The following is a 14,066-nucleotide window of genomic DNA, read 5'->3' as shown; positions in this document are numbered from 1 at the left end:
TCCCTTTTTCATATATAGATTATTTTTCTGTTTCTTTAATTTTAGTTTGTACTTCGCCAGTTTTAATTTTATTGCTTTCTGAGAAGCGTAATAAATCGCCTTCAATAATTTTGTCAGACATTCGTAATTCATTTTGGGCACGTTTAATGAGGGCTTGAGCTTCTTTTTTTGGTAAATCTACAATTTCACCTGTTATACGGTCGTAGAAAGTGTTGTTTTTGTATGCATACTTATCTGTAACGAAGCTACCATCACGTAAAACAACAAAGCCAGTATATTCATCTGAAAACATATCATGGCCAAAACGAATATCATTCGTAGAATCAACACCTAATAAATTTAGAATAGTAGGTTTCATATCGATTTGTCCCGTAGGCTTTGAAATAGTTTGACCTTCTGTTTGTCCAGGAATATGAATATATAAAGGCGTACGTTGTAAATTTAAAGTATCAAATTCTGTTATTTGATCTTTTTCTAAAAACTGTGCCATTGCACGATTATGTTTTTCGGAAATACCATAATGATCACCGTATAACACAATAATAGAATCATCGTAAAGCCCCTCGGCCTTTAGACGTTCAATAAATTTTTTAATTGATTCGTCTAAGTAACGTACTGTTACGATGTAACGATCAAATACGCCATTACCAGAGTTGTATGGTTCAATGAATTTTGTATCTTCATCATACGTAAATGGATAATGGTTTGTTAAAGTGAGGAAACGAGCATAGAATGGTTGATTAACAGTTTTTAATATATCTACTGATTGATCAAAGTATTCGATATCTTTTAATCCCCAATTTAAATTTGTTTCTGGTGTAATTTTGTAATCAAGCTCATTATAGTAACGATCATAACCAAGAGCAGAGTACATGATATTACGATTCCAAAATGTTGCGTTATTCGCATGGAATACAGAAGTGAAATAACCTTGCTGACGTAAAATTTCTGGAGTCGCAGTATAATCATTGTTACCGTGTGTGAAGAATACAGCCCCTCGATTTAATGGATACAACGACGTATCGATTAGAAATTCAGAATCGGATGTTTTCCCTTGACCAGTTTGATGGAAAAAGTTATCAAAGTAATAACTTTCATTTATGAATTCATTTAGGAATGGTGTAACTTCTTGCCCATTGACTGATGCTCCTATTAAGAAGGTTTGCAAGGATTCAAGAGTGACTACAATTACGTTTTTTCCTTTCGCTACACCAAACATATTAGGGTTTGGCTCGCTTTGGTTTGCTTTTACGTAGTTTTCAGTTTCTTGTAATTTACTACTATCAGCAAGCGCTTTTTGTGAACCGGCTTTTACTTGCAGTGTTAAGTCATATACTTGGTGAGTATATAAGCCTAAATTTTTGACAAGCATGACTCGGTCGAATGATCTCGTTAATAATTCAGGGCGCTCTTTTTCTGCAAGATGTAGATTCGCAAAGAATACACCAATTGTTAAAAGAAAGTATAACAAGCGTGTAGAATGAGTTACACGTTCGGTTTTAAAGACCAATGATTTCTTTTTTAATAAAATAAAGAAGAAAACAATGTCTACGAATGCGAGTATAATTTTGTAGTTTAATATTTCTATAATACTGCCGCCTAATTGTCCAAAGTTTGAGGTTTGTCCAAGTACTGGTAATGTAACGAAATCACTATAAAAATCATAGAACATTACATTTCCAACGAGTACGATTGTTAATAAGAAATTAATACATAGCGCTATATAATTTCGCTTTTCACCAGTTGAAAATAATGCTAATCCAACAAATGCTAATGATGCGGCTAGAGGACTAATAAACAAAATAAGCTCTTGCGTTGAAGACTCGATTTTTAAATCAAAACTGAATCGCGTAATAAGATATGTTTTTAACCATACTGCTAAAGCCATTATTATAACAAAGCTTATATTTTGCATTTGTAAATTTATTTTGTTCTTCATTTTTACACCTTCTTTATATAATTTATTTAACTAAAGTTATATATTATGTTTTTATAACTATTAGAGTGTAATGAACCATTTAGACTTTGTTTTCTAAAGGGAATAATTTGAAGTATTCATATATATACAATGGGGATTTTTAAAGCGTAGTAGCATAAATATAACTCTTTTTGAGAAACGGGCAGAACAAGTCATAGTTGTAGTGAAATTGACTTATAGACATCCTACCATATTAAACACTATGATGATGTTACAAAATATCGAACAAATGAAAGTGAAAATGGATAGAGAATTTTAAAACTGTTGACATTCAATTTATTAGAATTGAATACCAACAGTTTTAAATATGTAGTTATATTACATATGTATCTTGTAAAATTCCGATTTTTTGTCGGTTAATTATTAGCCGGGAAGAATAGGGGACTTATTAATATACTTTTACTATATATAAGTAAAGTATTTTGAAATTGAATATATTTGACTGACATCTTAATAATAGAAATTAAATGTCAGATAAGTACTTTCCAACATACAGACCACTTGCAGCTGCTTGAGATAATGAATGCGTAACGCCTGAACAATCTCCAATTAAAAATAGCCCATGTATACTAGTTTCAAAATGATTATTAATTTTTATCGTAGGAGCATAGAACTTTCCATCAATTCCATATAGTAAAGTATGCTGATCGATAGGCTCTTGTATAAATTGTTCTAAGCGTAATAAAAATTCTTTTAGCCCTTCAATATATAATTGAGGAATTTCTTGATTCAAATCTCCATAGTCCCCCTGTAGTGTAGGCTGTATACGATTATGTTCCATGCTGTTTTCCGCCGTAGGTTGTTTCTTTAGTAAGTCCTCTAAGCGCTGTATAACAATCCGATCTCGTCCTTGGTTAATGCCTTTAATAATTGAACTTGCGTATACATTTGCTTCTTTGAGAGTTGGAAAATAGCGAGGAATAAATAAAGTGAAATTTAAATTAGAAGTGCCAGTTCCTTGCTCTCGAAAATTTTGACCGTCAGGCATAACTAAACCTTCTTCGTACTTTCGAATGATGCGTCCTTTTGGATTCATACAGTAAGTAGTTGCTGTGAAATGCTCACCTTGATAAGAAAGTTTTGTTTCAAAAGTATCTTTTAATATAGAACGTAATTGATGTTCTTTCATTTCTACTCTAATTCCTAAATCTACACGTGTTTGCTCCTGAGAAATATTTAGAGAACTGCACATATCTTTTAACCAGTCAGCCCCTGAACGCCCAGTTGCAAATACTAGTTGCTTAGTTTGAGCTGTTCCTTGATTTGTCTCTATTGTAAAATGATCTTCCTGTTTCAGAATATGTTGTACATCTATATGAAATTGGATATTTATTTTCGTCAGTAAAAATTCATAGAGCTGCTGAAAAATGTTACTGGAAAGTGTAGTACCAAGATGTCTTACTTCTGTTGTTAGCATTTGTAAACCACACGCTTCAGCTCTCTTAGTGAGACTTGAATTTTCAGTAGAATATTTTGAGACAGAACTTCCACCAAACTGACATAGAATTTCATCTACTTCAGCCATGAGTTGTATAAAGCCCTCTTTACCGACTTTTTGCTCAAGTTCTCCGCCAAATCCGTTTGTATAATTAAATTTCCCTTCAGATTTTCCTAAACCACCAAACCCAAAATATTTATCACATGTAGTACAATTACACACTTTTCCTTCGTCTAAAGGACAATGGCGATCTTCTAGCGCTTTACCTTTATCAAGAATTAAAACTTTTTTGTTACTTTTAGCTAGTGAATAAGCCATAAAAATGCTACTTACTCCAGCGCCGATAATTGTAATATCATACATATTCCTCCACCTGCTAACGAATAGTTTGTTTTTTATTTTTCTAGTGTATAACAATTTTATGAAGGTAAGAAATAGCTTTTATTAATAAAGTGGGAGTTTTTGAACTTGATGCATTATTAATTTCTCCGAGTGGTGGAGTAAATACAAAAATTTTTATTTGAAAGAAGAAATAGTTTGAAAAATCACTATGTCATATGATTAATAACATCTTACATATAAAAAAACAGACCTTTTAAGTGAAGAGGCCTGTTAATGATTTTAAATCTTATTTAGCAAACACATGGTTACCAATTACTGCTACTGTTTGACGTGTCGTAATCCACTTGTCCGTTGATGTTTTTGGATTGTAGAAATAAATCCAGTCTGAATCTACTCCATTTGTGGAGATAGCCTCTTCTACAGCCATTTTTGCTTCTGCACTTGCAGGTTGATTAATTCTTCCATCTGTAACAGGAGTAAATGCATATCCGTATTTAATAGGTTCATAAATAACGCCTGTTATTGTATTTGGAAAACCTTTTGCATTTACACGATTTAGTATAACTTTTGCTACTGCTACTTTTCCTTTATAGGATTCGCCACCTGCTTCAGCGGTAACTAAGCGTGCCATTAAGTCTTTTTCTTTTTGTGAAATGCTTGAGTTGATTTTTAAATGTTGTCCTGTATAAAGCTTGTTTCCGACTGTATTGTTAATTTGTTTTATAGATTGGACAGTGACATTGTAACGCTTTGCTATCGTTTCTAATGAATCTCCCGGTTGTACTTGATAAATAATTTGTTCAGAAATGTTCGCAGGCTTGGCGTTTTGAGGAACAGTGATTTCATTTGATTTCACGGACCCTGGAATATGTAACTGTTCGCCAATAAAGGTTTTATCGTTTCCTTTATTATTAGCCTGTTTAATGGATTGTATTGAAACTCCGTATTGTTTACTAATGCCCCAAAGTGTATCGTTCTTTTTTACTGTATGAATGGTAGAAGCTTCAGCTGTACTTTGACTACATACGAATGTAATTGCGGCCGCAGATAAAGGAATTATATGTTTTATTTTTAGTAATTTCATTGTAAATCCTCCTAAGAAAAAATTAAGGTGAAACTATTAAGTAATGTAGTTTGAAATGTGTATATGCGTAATATATTAATGTAAGTATATTAGCACATATAAAATAAATAATCACTATAAGTTTCATATTCGTTTAGTGTAGAGTCAGAATATGAAATATTGCATATGAAAATACATTGAAGTTCATATTTCTGATTACTATAATCTATTTAGTAGAAAGGGAATACGTTATAGAAGAAATCATTATAGATTAATATTATGATTAATAATTTTTAATAGGAGGATTGATGTAATGAAAATATTTCAAAAAATGTGTGCGTCAACTGTAATCATTACAACACTTTTAGGAACAGGAGGCACTATCAATAGTGTATATGCTGATTCTATAGAACAGCAGAGTAAATTAGGGATAGAACAAGAAACAGATAAGCAAATCATTGTAAAATTTAAAGCGGATTTGGATTTGCCATATGAAGATGGTATTGAAAAACGAATACAATCTCAAACGAATGATAAAGTAATAAAAGATCTTTTGACAGAATATCCAGATGTAACATTTACTCGTTTATTCACATCTGTAAGCCCGGAACAAATACAAAACCTTGAAGTGAAAGCACCTAATCATGTATCTACAAGTTTATTAAACTACTATATTCTTCAAAATCAAAATAGTGGGTATGAAGAAGAAATAGTAGATAAGTTAAAGGCATCTTCTTTAATAGAAGATGCGTATATGAAGAAACAAGAGAAAATAATGCCACCTGAAGTGCGATCATCAAGTGTAGCTCTTAATCCTAATAACAATCCTAGATTTAAAAAACAAGGTTATCTTGAAGCAGCCCCATACGGTATTAATGCGCCTTTCGCCTGGGGAATTCAAGGCGGTAATGGAAATGGTATCACTTTTGTTGATATGGAATACGGATGGCTATTAAATCATGAGGATTTATTACATCAAAATATTGAATTAATGTCTGGAAGAAATATAAATCAGCATGTCGGTCATGGGACGTCTGTACTAGGAATTGTATCTTCTGAGGACAATGAAGTCGGGAATATTGGGATTGCGCCAAAAGCGAAAGCAAAGGTTATCTCTCAAATAAGAGATAATGGACAGTATAATACGGCTGATGCAATATTAAGCGCTGTAAATCAGTTAGAAGTTGGGGATGTTTTATTATTAGAGGCGCAAGCATCCTTTGATGGATATGGTGATAAATATTTACCTGTTGAAGTACAACCAGATATTTTTGATGCAATTCGTGCTGGTACAGATAAGGGAATTGTAATTATAGAGGCTGGAGCAAATGGGTGGAATGATTTAGATCAGTTCAAAGATAGAAAGGGTAAGCAAGTCTTAAATCGTAATAGTAAAGATTTTAAAGATTCGGGTGCAATTATGGTAGGAGCTGGCTCTTCATCTTTCCCTCATGAACGTATGTGGTTTTCGAATTATGGAAGCCGTATTGATGTGTACGGATGGGGAGAAAATGTAGATACAACTACAGCCGAGCAAAGTAGAAGTGCTGTAAATCTTTATACTTCAAGCTTTAGCGGAACATCTAGTGCTTCGCCAATTATTGCTGGGGCAGCGACTTTAGTACAAAGCATTGCTAAAGAAAATTTAGGACAACCATATAGACCAAGTGAACTAAGAGCAATATTAAGCAACCAGAGCACAGGAACAAAATCTAAAGATCCATATGCAGATAAAATTGGTGTTTTACCAGATTTGAAGTCTATACTAGTAAACTTAGGTTATGAACAAAGAAAACCAAACGGTGGGAATGAGTTACAAGTAACAGAAAATGAACCAAACAATGAGCCTAGACAGGCAAATAAAGTTAACTTTCATACACCGGTGAAAGGAACGCTACATAATAGTGATAGAGTAGATGTATTTACTTTCCAAATTGACTCACCGGAAAATATTAATATTTCTCTACTAAATGAACAAAATATCGGAATGACATGGGTACTTCATCATGAATCAGATTTAAATAACTATGTAGCATATGGTGAAAATGAAGGAAATGTAGTTAAAGGAACTTATAATGCAAAGCCAGGGAAATATTATTTATACGTCTATAAATATGAGAATAAAGATGGTTCATATGTATTGAACATAAAATAAGCAAAAGGAACTTCAGATGAAGTTCCTTTAAATTTTTCTAATTTAGTATATGTGAATGATTTTTTAACTTTACTTCTATGCAATATTTCATATTGATGAAATGTTATTTATTTTTTATGAACTAGCTTATATTATATTCAATAAGTTTGATGTAAAAACAGAAAAAGTGAGGGATAATAATGAGCAATAAGAAGTTAATTTTGAAATTATTCATATGTAGTACAATATTTATCACATTTGTATTTGCTTTACATGATAAGAGAGTAGTTGCAGCTAGCTCTGTTAATGAGCTTGAAAATTGGTCAAAATGGATGCAACCTATACTTGATAATATCCCGTTAGCACGAATTTCAATTCCAGGAACACACGATAGTGGGACGTTCAAGTTGCAAAATCCGATTAAGCAAGTGTGGGGAATGACGCAAGAATATGATTTTCGCTATCAAATGGACCATGGAGCTCGCATTTTTGATATAAGAGGACGTTTAACAGATGATAATACGATAGTTCTTCATCATGGGCCATTATATCTTTACGTAACACTGCATGAATTCATAAATGAAGCGAAACAATTTTTAAAAGATAACCCGAGTGAAACAATTATTATGTCTTTAAAAAAAGAGTATGAGGATATGAAAGGGGCAGAAGGTTCATTTAGTAGTACGTTTGAAAAAAATTATTTTGTTGATCCTATCTTTTTAAAAACAGAAGGAAATATAAAACTTGGAGATGCTCGTGGGAAAATTGTACTACTAAAAAGATATAGTGGTAGTAATGAATCTGGAGGATATAATAATTTTTATTGGCCAGATAATGAGATGTTTACCACAACTGTAAACCAAAATGTAAATGTAACAGTACAAGATAAATATAAAGTGAATTATGATGAGAAAGTAAAATCTATTAAAGATACGATGGATGAAACGATGAACAATAGCGAGGATTTAAATCATCTATATATTAATTTTACAAGCTTGTCTTCTGGTGGTACAGCATGGAATAGTCCATATTACTACGCTTCTTATATAAATCCTGAAATTGCAAACGATATAAAACAAAAGAATCCTACAAGAGTAGGCTGGGTAATTCAAGACTACATAAATGAAAAGTGGTCACCATTATTGTATCAAGAAGTTATAAGAGCGAATAAGTCATTAATAAAAGAATAAAGATGATGAGAGTAAGAAGCGATAAAATATATCGCTTCTTTTTCTTTTCCAATAACCAACAATAGAAATTGTACTTTTATAATAGAAAAAAATAAAAACATAAGATATAATCATACATATAAAATTTGTACCTATAAATTTTATATATGTGAATGAATTTGATTTGTTATAATGAAATGGAGGTATATACTATGAAGTTTCCACATGATTTTTTATTCGGAGCTGCTTCAGCTTCTTATCAAGTAGAAGGTGCATGGAATGAAGATGGAAAAGGTGTTACGAATTGGGACGAGTTTTCAAAAATTCCTGGCAAAACATACAATGGAACAAATGGTGATGTAGCTGTTGATCATTATCATCGATATAAGGAAGATGTTCGCTTAATGGCTGAGATGGGATTAGAATCGTATCGTTTTTCTATTTCTTGGGCGAGAATATTGCCGACTGGAGATGGAAAGGTAAATGAAAAAGGGATTGAATTTTATAACAACTTAATTGATGAATGTTTAAAATACGGGATTGTGCCGTTTGTCACTTTATATCATTGGGATTTACCATTACCGTTAGAAAAAGATGGTGGATGGACGAATAAAAGAACAGCAGAGGCTTTCGTAAAATATGCAGAAACTTGTTTTAAGGCATTTGGTGACAGAGTTAAGCATTGGATTACTTTTAATGAGACAGTAATGTTTTGTGGATTAGGTTATTTAAAAGGTGCACATCCACCAGGAATCCAAAATGATGTTCCAAAGTATTTTCAAGCGACTCATTATGTATTTTATGCACATGCGAAAACAGTTGCGGTGTACAAGCAGCTGAAACAATATGGTGAGATTGGGATTACACATGTTTTCTTACCTGCTTATAGTGTGGATGATCAAAAAGAAAATATACGAGCAGCAAATCATGCGAATGAATATGAAACGTATTGGTATTATGATCCAATTTTAAAAGGCGAGTATCCGTCTTATGTTGTACAACAATTAAAGGAAAAAGGATGGACTCCTAATTGGACGGTTGAAGAATTAGAAATCATTAAACAAAATGCAGAAGAAAATGATTTTATTGGCTTGAATTATTATCAACCAATACGAGTAGAAAGATACGATATGGATATAAAGAGTGAGGAACATTCTCGAGAAAACTCAACGCTTGCTCCAGGTAACCCTTCTTTTGATGGTTTTTATCGAACAGTTAAAATGGATGATAAAACATATACAAAATGGGGATGGGAAATATCTCCCGAAGGTTTCTTAGAGGGATTGCATATGTTGAAAGCGCGTTACGGTGACATAAAGATGTATGTAACGGAAAATGGACTTGGTGATGAAGATCCAATCATTGACGGAGAAATTGTAGATGTTCCGAGAATTAAATTTATTGAAGCGCATTTAAAAGTAATGAAGCGTGCAATTGAAGAGGGAATTAACTTAAAAGGTTATTATGCATGGTCAGTGATTGATCTTTTAAGTTGGTTAAATGGATATAAAAAGCAATATGGCTTTATTTTTGTCGATCATAATGATAACTTAAAACGTAAGAAGAAACTTTCGTTTCATTGGTATAAACGTGTGATCGAAACGAGAGGGGAAGAGTTATAACAGATAAAAGAGTATTTTAGGAGAAAGTGTATGAGTGCAAAGTATAAACAAATTGCAGATGTGTTAGAGCAAAACATTCGAGATGGGCTTTTTAATGAAACGAAAAAACTACCTACAGAAGAAGCGTTGATGAATCGATTTGAAGTAAGCCGTAATACGATACGTAAAGTAATTAGTCAGCTTGTGAATAGAGGTTATATTTTTCAAGTGCAAGGTAGTGGCATGTTTTTACGCGAAACTTCTGTAACAGATTACATTAATTTAGGAAGTTTACGTGGATTAACGAAAAATCTTGTTTCACAAAATATTGAAACGAAAGTGTTAGAGCTTGAAGTAATAGATGCGGACGAAGAGATAGCAAAGCGGATGCAATGCGAAACTGGAACTAGGTTGTATTTTTTGAAGCGCTTAAGAATTGTAGATGCTAAACCATTCTCTATTGAAATAAGTTATTTCAAAAAGGATATTATTCCATATTTGAACGAAGAAATAGCATTAAGCTCTGTATACAGTTATTTCATTGAAGATTTACGATTAAATATTGGTTTTGCTGATAAAGTTATTAGTTGTGAAAAAGTAAATAAAGAAAATGCACAGCTTTTAGAATTAAATGAAGGTGATCCGGCGCTTCTTATTGAAAATACAGTGTATCTTGTAAATGGAACAATTTTCGAGTTATCTCAATCGATGTTTCATTATGAAAAGGCGAAACTTTTAAATCGAATTAATTTTAAATGAAAAATTATCGTGTAAAAAAGCAACTGGTCCTAAGTGATCAGTTGCTTTTTATTTTTGAAGTGGATGAGCAAAAAAACACGAAAGTGGTTGGTCCGCTTTTTGCAAACATCTATTATGATAAGAGAAGAAAGGTAGTATGTTATCAACGTTTTAAAGAGGAAGGTTTTTATGTAAGTTCTTTAATTAAAATAGATGGGTCTTAGAGAGGTGAAAAGACAATGAGTTTTGCAATTTCACTAGTCGTTATTATTGTAATTGTATCGCTATTTGGGACTGTACTAGTTGCAAGAAACGTGGAGGAGAATTACGGTAAGTCTACAAAAAGAAATGTGAAAAACTTATCTGCAATCTATATTCTTCTTCTTTTTGTTCTACTAGTTGGGGTAACATGGTATGCGGTAATGATTTGATATTTTGTAAAAGAACTGGAAATGAGAGTATGAAGTTGGAATTTCAGAAGCTATTGAGTAATCAGAAAGAGAACCATTTTGGATATATCCATTTACGGATAAGAAAATGTGACTAATTAATACTATTTTTACGGTGAATACTGTTAGTAAAAAATGAGGATAGTTCGTTTTGAAAGGAGGGAACTAGATGGAATGGAAACCAAATCGTGCAGATAAGACACCTGTATATAAACAAATTGCTGATTATATTGAAAGAGGCATTTCTTCAGGTGAATTTCCTTCTGATAGTAAGTTACCTTCTGAGCGTATATTGGCAAAAGAATTACAGGTGAACCGGAGTACAATAGTAGCTGCGTATGAAGAATTAAAATCACTTGGAGTAGTAGAACGGCAAAAGGGAAGCGGAACACGGGTTAATACAGACATATGGGGTGTCTCACATAAACGAATACCGAACTGGGGTAGGTACGTGGAGGATGGATCGTTCTTACCTAACGTACCACTCGTTCAACAAATTCGAACGGAAACACAAAAAGATGATTTAATTAATTTAGCGAGTGGTGAATTGTCACCAGAATTAATTCCGAGTGATAGATTTCGAACAATTTTGGCGGAGAAAACATTTATGGAAAATCTCGGCTATGACCATCCACTTGGAAATGGGATGTTGAGAAAAACAATTGCAGCACATGTTCAGCAATATAAACAAATTGAAGCAGATTCAAGCTCTATTCTTATTACGTCTGGAGCACAACAGGCGCTTAATCTTATCGTTCAATGTTTATTAAAACCTGGCGATGCGATTGCGATTGAAGATCCGTCATATTGTTTTTCGCTTCCAATGTTTAAATCGGCCGGTTTAAACATATTTCATTTACCTGTTGATGAGCATGGAATGAATCCAGATGACTTAATCGATTTGCACAAAAAGCATCGTATTCGTATGGTCTTTTTGAATCCAGATTATCAAAATCCAACAGGTACTGTGCTTTCATTAGCGAGACGTAAAAAAATTTTAGAACTGTCTTCTGAGTTCGGTATACCAATTGTAGAAGATGATCCGTATAGTTTAATTTCTTTTAATGGAGAAGTGAACCCGACATTAAAATCAATGGACCAAAATGGAAATGTTCTTTATATAAGTTCATTATCAAAAATTGTTGCATCAGGATTACGTATTGGATGGATAATTGGTCCTACACGTGTAATTGAGCGTTTAGCAGATGCAAAGCAACAAGTTGATTTTGGCCATAGTGTATTTACGCAGTGGGTAGCAAATCAATTTTTAGAATCAAAGGATTTTCATACACATATTACGATACTTCGTGGACAATTGAAGCAAAGAAGAGATGAATTAATTGCAGAGCTTGAAGGAACATTGGGAGACCGAGTTGAATGTTTCGTGCCAGAGGGTGGAATACATGTATGGTGTAAAGTGAAAGGAAAGTTTGATGAATATCACTTATTAGGTGAATCTATACGGAATGGTGTCGCATTTGTTCCGGGCAGTGTTTTAGGTTCGAAAAATGAATATATACGATTTACGTTTGGTAGAGCGAATATAGAACAAATTCAACTTGGAATTAAACGGTTTGCCGACACGCTAAATGAAATTTCATAATATGGATGTGTGATAGTGAAATGAGGGAAAGAAATGAAGTACGTGATGCTTTTACTTCAAGTAGGCGTGCTATATATATTTAGCTTAGTGGGTACGTGGATTCAGGAAATATTCCATCTATCAATACCGGGAAGTTTAATAGGGATGTTAATGCTGTTCCTGCTCCTTTCCACTCGCATTTTACCGTTAAAATGGTTTGAGTTAGGTGCGGAAAAGTCAATCGTATTTTTACCGTTATTTTTAATCCCTTCGACAACAGGGCTGATGGAATACGGGTCTTTTCTTTTAAGTAAGGGGAGTATTATATTCCTTTTAGTAGTTGCAAGTACTGTAGTAACTTTGATTGTTTCAGGGTATATAAGTCAATTATTAATAACAACAAAAAAATAAAATCGACAAGGTGCACGATTCAAATGGTCTTAATTATTATTACTGTAGCAATTTATTTCTTGGCGACAAAGCTATATAAAAAATTTACGTTTGCATTTACGTTACCGGTGTTAACAGTTACGGCAATTATGATTTGTTTATTTTTGATTTTTGGTATTTCTCATCATGAGTATAGGGAAAATGGAGGAGACATTCTTTCAAGCTTATTGAGCCCTGCAATTGTAGCATTAGCCATACCTCTATTTAAAGAGCGAAAGATACTTATGAAAAATTTTTTATCGATACTTATTGGAGTAGTAATAGGTATAGTGGCTGTAACGGGTATGAATGTAGTGATTGGCGGAATTTTAAATATAGATAAGGAACTTATATTAACTACTTTACCACAGTTAGCAACGATGCCTATTGCCTTATCATTAGCGGATCAAATTGGTGGTATTCCATCTATGACTTCTAGTTTTGTAGTTGTTGCAGGAATAACAGGTGCTATTATCGGACCAACAGTACTTAAGCTTTTCAGTATAACAAGTACGATTGGAAAAGGAGTTGGAATGGGCTGTGCATCACATATTATCGGTGTGAGCCGTTTAGTGAAGGAAGGCGAGAAAGAAGCGACTATCGGTTCGGTAACGATGATTGTAACTGGAATACTCATTAGTATACTAATACCGTATGGAACGAAATTTATTTTTTAAATGTAATGGAGATGATAACAATGACAACATGGTTTATAGTTACATTATTTGTTTTTGGAGCTATTAAAGTATTAGTTTCTAGCATGCCCACTTCTGTTGTAGAATCAATTATTAGTAAATTTGAATTGCATCAAAAGCTTGAGGCGGAAAATACTTCTATATCGATAGATGGAAAAAATATAGAGGGAGAAATGAAACTACAAGTTATTCATGAATTTAATGAGGCTTTGTTTTTAGATAAACATTATTTCCCGCCGCACGGAGAAGGGACACCAATAGTCATTGATACGAAGAAAGGGAATAAAGAGATTAGGTTTTCTCTATATAGCTATGAGGAACATGTTGATGTCATTAAGCAATATAAGAAGAAAGTCGTTGCCTATCGTTTACGCTCTAAAAGCCTTCAAACACTGGCACCATTAGCAATAATGGAAGAGTATGCTTAAGAAGGGACCTATAATGGTCT

At 33.0% G+C, this 14,066-nt stretch carries 13 protein-coding genes; 10 read left to right on the top strand and 3 right to left on the bottom strand.

The window, feature by feature from the left end; translation table 11 throughout:
* Positions 1 to 19 precede the first annotated feature (19 nt).
* The 3 genes from AC1Q51_RS05920 to AC1Q51_RS05910 all read right to left on the bottom strand — a co-directional run bounded on the left by AC1Q51_RS05920 (position 20) and on the right by AC1Q51_RS05910 (position 4,842).
* Positions 20 to 1,939, bottom strand: coding sequence for an LTA synthase family protein (locus tag AC1Q51_RS05920; RefSeq protein WP_097853211.1), 1,920 nt, complete (start codon positions 1,937 to 1,939; stop codon positions 20 to 22).
* A 502-nt stretch (positions 1,940 to 2,441) separates the two neighbouring features.
* Positions 2,442 to 3,779: an NAD(P)/FAD-dependent oxidoreductase gene (locus AC1Q51_RS05915; protein ID WP_492331443.1), complete on the bottom strand. Its 1,338-nt coding sequence runs from the start codon at positions 3,777 to 3,779 to the stop codon at positions 2,442 to 2,444.
* A gap of 265 nt (positions 3,780 to 4,044) precedes the next feature.
* Entirely contained in the window at positions 4,045 to 4,842 is a 798-nt protein-coding gene (locus AC1Q51_RS05910) for a cell wall hydrolase (protein WP_000771003.1), read from the bottom strand.
* 292 nt (positions 4,843 to 5,134) lie between these two features.
* Between AC1Q51_RS05910 and AC1Q51_RS05905 the strand changes: the two genes are divergently transcribed.
* The 10 genes from AC1Q51_RS05905 (at position 5,135) to AC1Q51_RS05860 (ending at position 14,046) form a co-directional block, all read left to right on the top strand.
* Positions 5,135 to 6,976 carry a S8 family peptidase gene (locus AC1Q51_RS05905; protein WP_492331442.1) on the top strand — a complete coding sequence of 614 codons (1,842 nt, stop codon included), beginning with the start codon at positions 5,135 to 5,137 and terminating at the stop codon, positions 6,974 to 6,976.
* Between the two features lie 179 nt (positions 6,977 to 7,155).
* A complete protein-coding gene (gene plcA, locus AC1Q51_RS05900; protein ID WP_492331441.1) occupies positions 7,156 to 8,145 on the top strand; it encodes a phosphatidylinositol diacylglycerol-lyase in 990 nt (329 codons plus the stop codon).
* Between the two features lie 191 nt (positions 8,146 to 8,336).
* The gene (locus AC1Q51_RS05895; protein ID WP_000671631.1) at positions 8,337 to 9,746 is read left to right on the top strand and encodes a glycoside hydrolase family 1 protein; all 1,410 of its coding nucleotides are present in this window, start codon (positions 8,337 to 8,339) and stop codon (positions 9,744 to 9,746) included.
* A gap of 30 nt (positions 9,747 to 9,776) precedes the next feature.
* Entirely contained in the window at positions 9,777 to 10,484 is a 708-nt protein-coding gene (locus tag AC1Q51_RS05890; protein ID WP_016080562.1) for a GntR family transcriptional regulator, read from the top strand.
* Positions 10,481 to 10,687, top strand: coding sequence for a hypothetical protein (locus AC1Q51_RS05885; RefSeq protein WP_042969044.1), 207 nt, complete (start codon positions 10,481 to 10,483; stop codon positions 10,685 to 10,687). Before AC1Q51_RS05890 ends, AC1Q51_RS05885 begins: the two co-directional genes overlap by 4 nt.
* Positions 10,688 to 10,702: 15 nt before the next feature.
* The gene (locus AC1Q51_RS05880) at positions 10,703 to 10,894 is read left to right on the top strand and encodes a hypothetical protein (protein ID WP_000006459.1); all 192 of its coding nucleotides are present in this window, start codon (positions 10,703 to 10,705) and stop codon (positions 10,892 to 10,894) included.
* A gap of 187 nt (positions 10,895 to 11,081) precedes the next feature.
* Positions 11,082 to 12,515, top strand: a complete 1,434-nt coding sequence (gene pdxR, locus AC1Q51_RS05875) for a MocR-like pyridoxine biosynthesis transcription factor PdxR (RefSeq protein ID WP_492331440.1) — start codon at positions 11,082 to 11,084, stop codon at positions 12,513 to 12,515.
* A gap of 33 nt (positions 12,516 to 12,548) precedes the next feature.
* On the top strand, positions 12,549 to 12,905 hold the full coding sequence (locus tag AC1Q51_RS05870; RefSeq protein ID WP_492331439.1) for a CidA/LrgA family holin-like protein: 357 nt from the start codon (positions 12,549 to 12,551) through the stop codon (positions 12,903 to 12,905).
* Positions 12,906 to 12,928: 23 nt separating this feature from the next.
* Positions 12,929 to 13,600 (top strand): LrgB family protein, encoded by a 672-nt coding sequence (locus AC1Q51_RS05865; protein WP_074625419.1) that lies wholly within the window; start codon positions 12,929 to 12,931, stop codon positions 13,598 to 13,600.
* A gap of 20 nt (positions 13,601 to 13,620) precedes the next feature.
* Positions 13,621 to 14,046 carry a YfmQ family protein gene (locus AC1Q51_RS05860; protein ID WP_000214633.1) on the top strand — a complete coding sequence of 142 codons (426 nt, stop codon included), beginning with the start codon at positions 13,621 to 13,623 and terminating at the stop codon, positions 14,044 to 14,046.
* The last annotated feature ends 20 nt before the right edge of the window (positions 14,047 to 14,066 follow it).

The sequence above is a fragment of the Bacillus sp. MT94 genome (assembly GCF_058792475.1).
Note: the sequence above shows the minus strand (reverse complement) of the source record. Positions and strands in the feature narration are given on the sequence as shown.

Excerpts from the sequence above, each read along its gene's own strand:
- AC1Q51_RS05920 (WP_097853211.1), bottom strand. The coding sequence starts at position 1,939 with ATGAAGAACAAAATAAATTTACAAATGCAAAATATAAGCTTTGTTATA.
- AC1Q51_RS05915 (WP_492331443.1), bottom strand. The coding sequence starts at position 3,779 with ATGTATGATATTACAATTATCGGCGCTGGAGTAAGTAGCATTTTTATG.
- AC1Q51_RS05910 (WP_000771003.1), bottom strand. The coding sequence starts at position 4,842 with ATGAAATTACTAAAAATAAAACATATAATTCCTTTATCTGCGGCCGCA.
- AC1Q51_RS05905 (WP_492331442.1), top strand. The coding sequence starts at position 5,135 with ATGAAAATATTTCAAAAAATGTGTGCGTCAACTGTAATCATTACAACA.
- plcA (WP_492331441.1), top strand. The coding sequence starts at position 7,156 with ATGAGCAATAAGAAGTTAATTTTGAAATTATTCATATGTAGTACAATA.
- AC1Q51_RS05895 (WP_000671631.1), top strand. The coding sequence starts at position 8,337 with ATGAAGTTTCCACATGATTTTTTATTCGGAGCTGCTTCAGCTTCTTAT.
- AC1Q51_RS05890 (WP_016080562.1), top strand. The coding sequence starts at position 9,777 with ATGAGTGCAAAGTATAAACAAATTGCAGATGTGTTAGAGCAAAACATT.
- AC1Q51_RS05885 (WP_042969044.1), top strand. The coding sequence starts at position 10,481 with ATGAAAAATTATCGTGTAAAAAAGCAACTGGTCCTAAGTGATCAGTTG.
- AC1Q51_RS05880 (WP_000006459.1), top strand. The coding sequence starts at position 10,703 with ATGAGTTTTGCAATTTCACTAGTCGTTATTATTGTAATTGTATCGCTA.
- pdxR (WP_492331440.1), top strand. The coding sequence starts at position 11,082 with ATGGAATGGAAACCAAATCGTGCAGATAAGACACCTGTATATAAACAA.
- AC1Q51_RS05870 (WP_492331439.1), top strand. The coding sequence starts at position 12,549 with ATGAAGTACGTGATGCTTTTACTTCAAGTAGGCGTGCTATATATATTT.
- AC1Q51_RS05865 (WP_074625419.1), top strand. The coding sequence starts at position 12,929 with ATGGTCTTAATTATTATTACTGTAGCAATTTATTTCTTGGCGACAAAG.
- AC1Q51_RS05860 (WP_000214633.1), top strand. The coding sequence starts at position 13,621 with ATGACAACATGGTTTATAGTTACATTATTTGTTTTTGGAGCTATTAAA.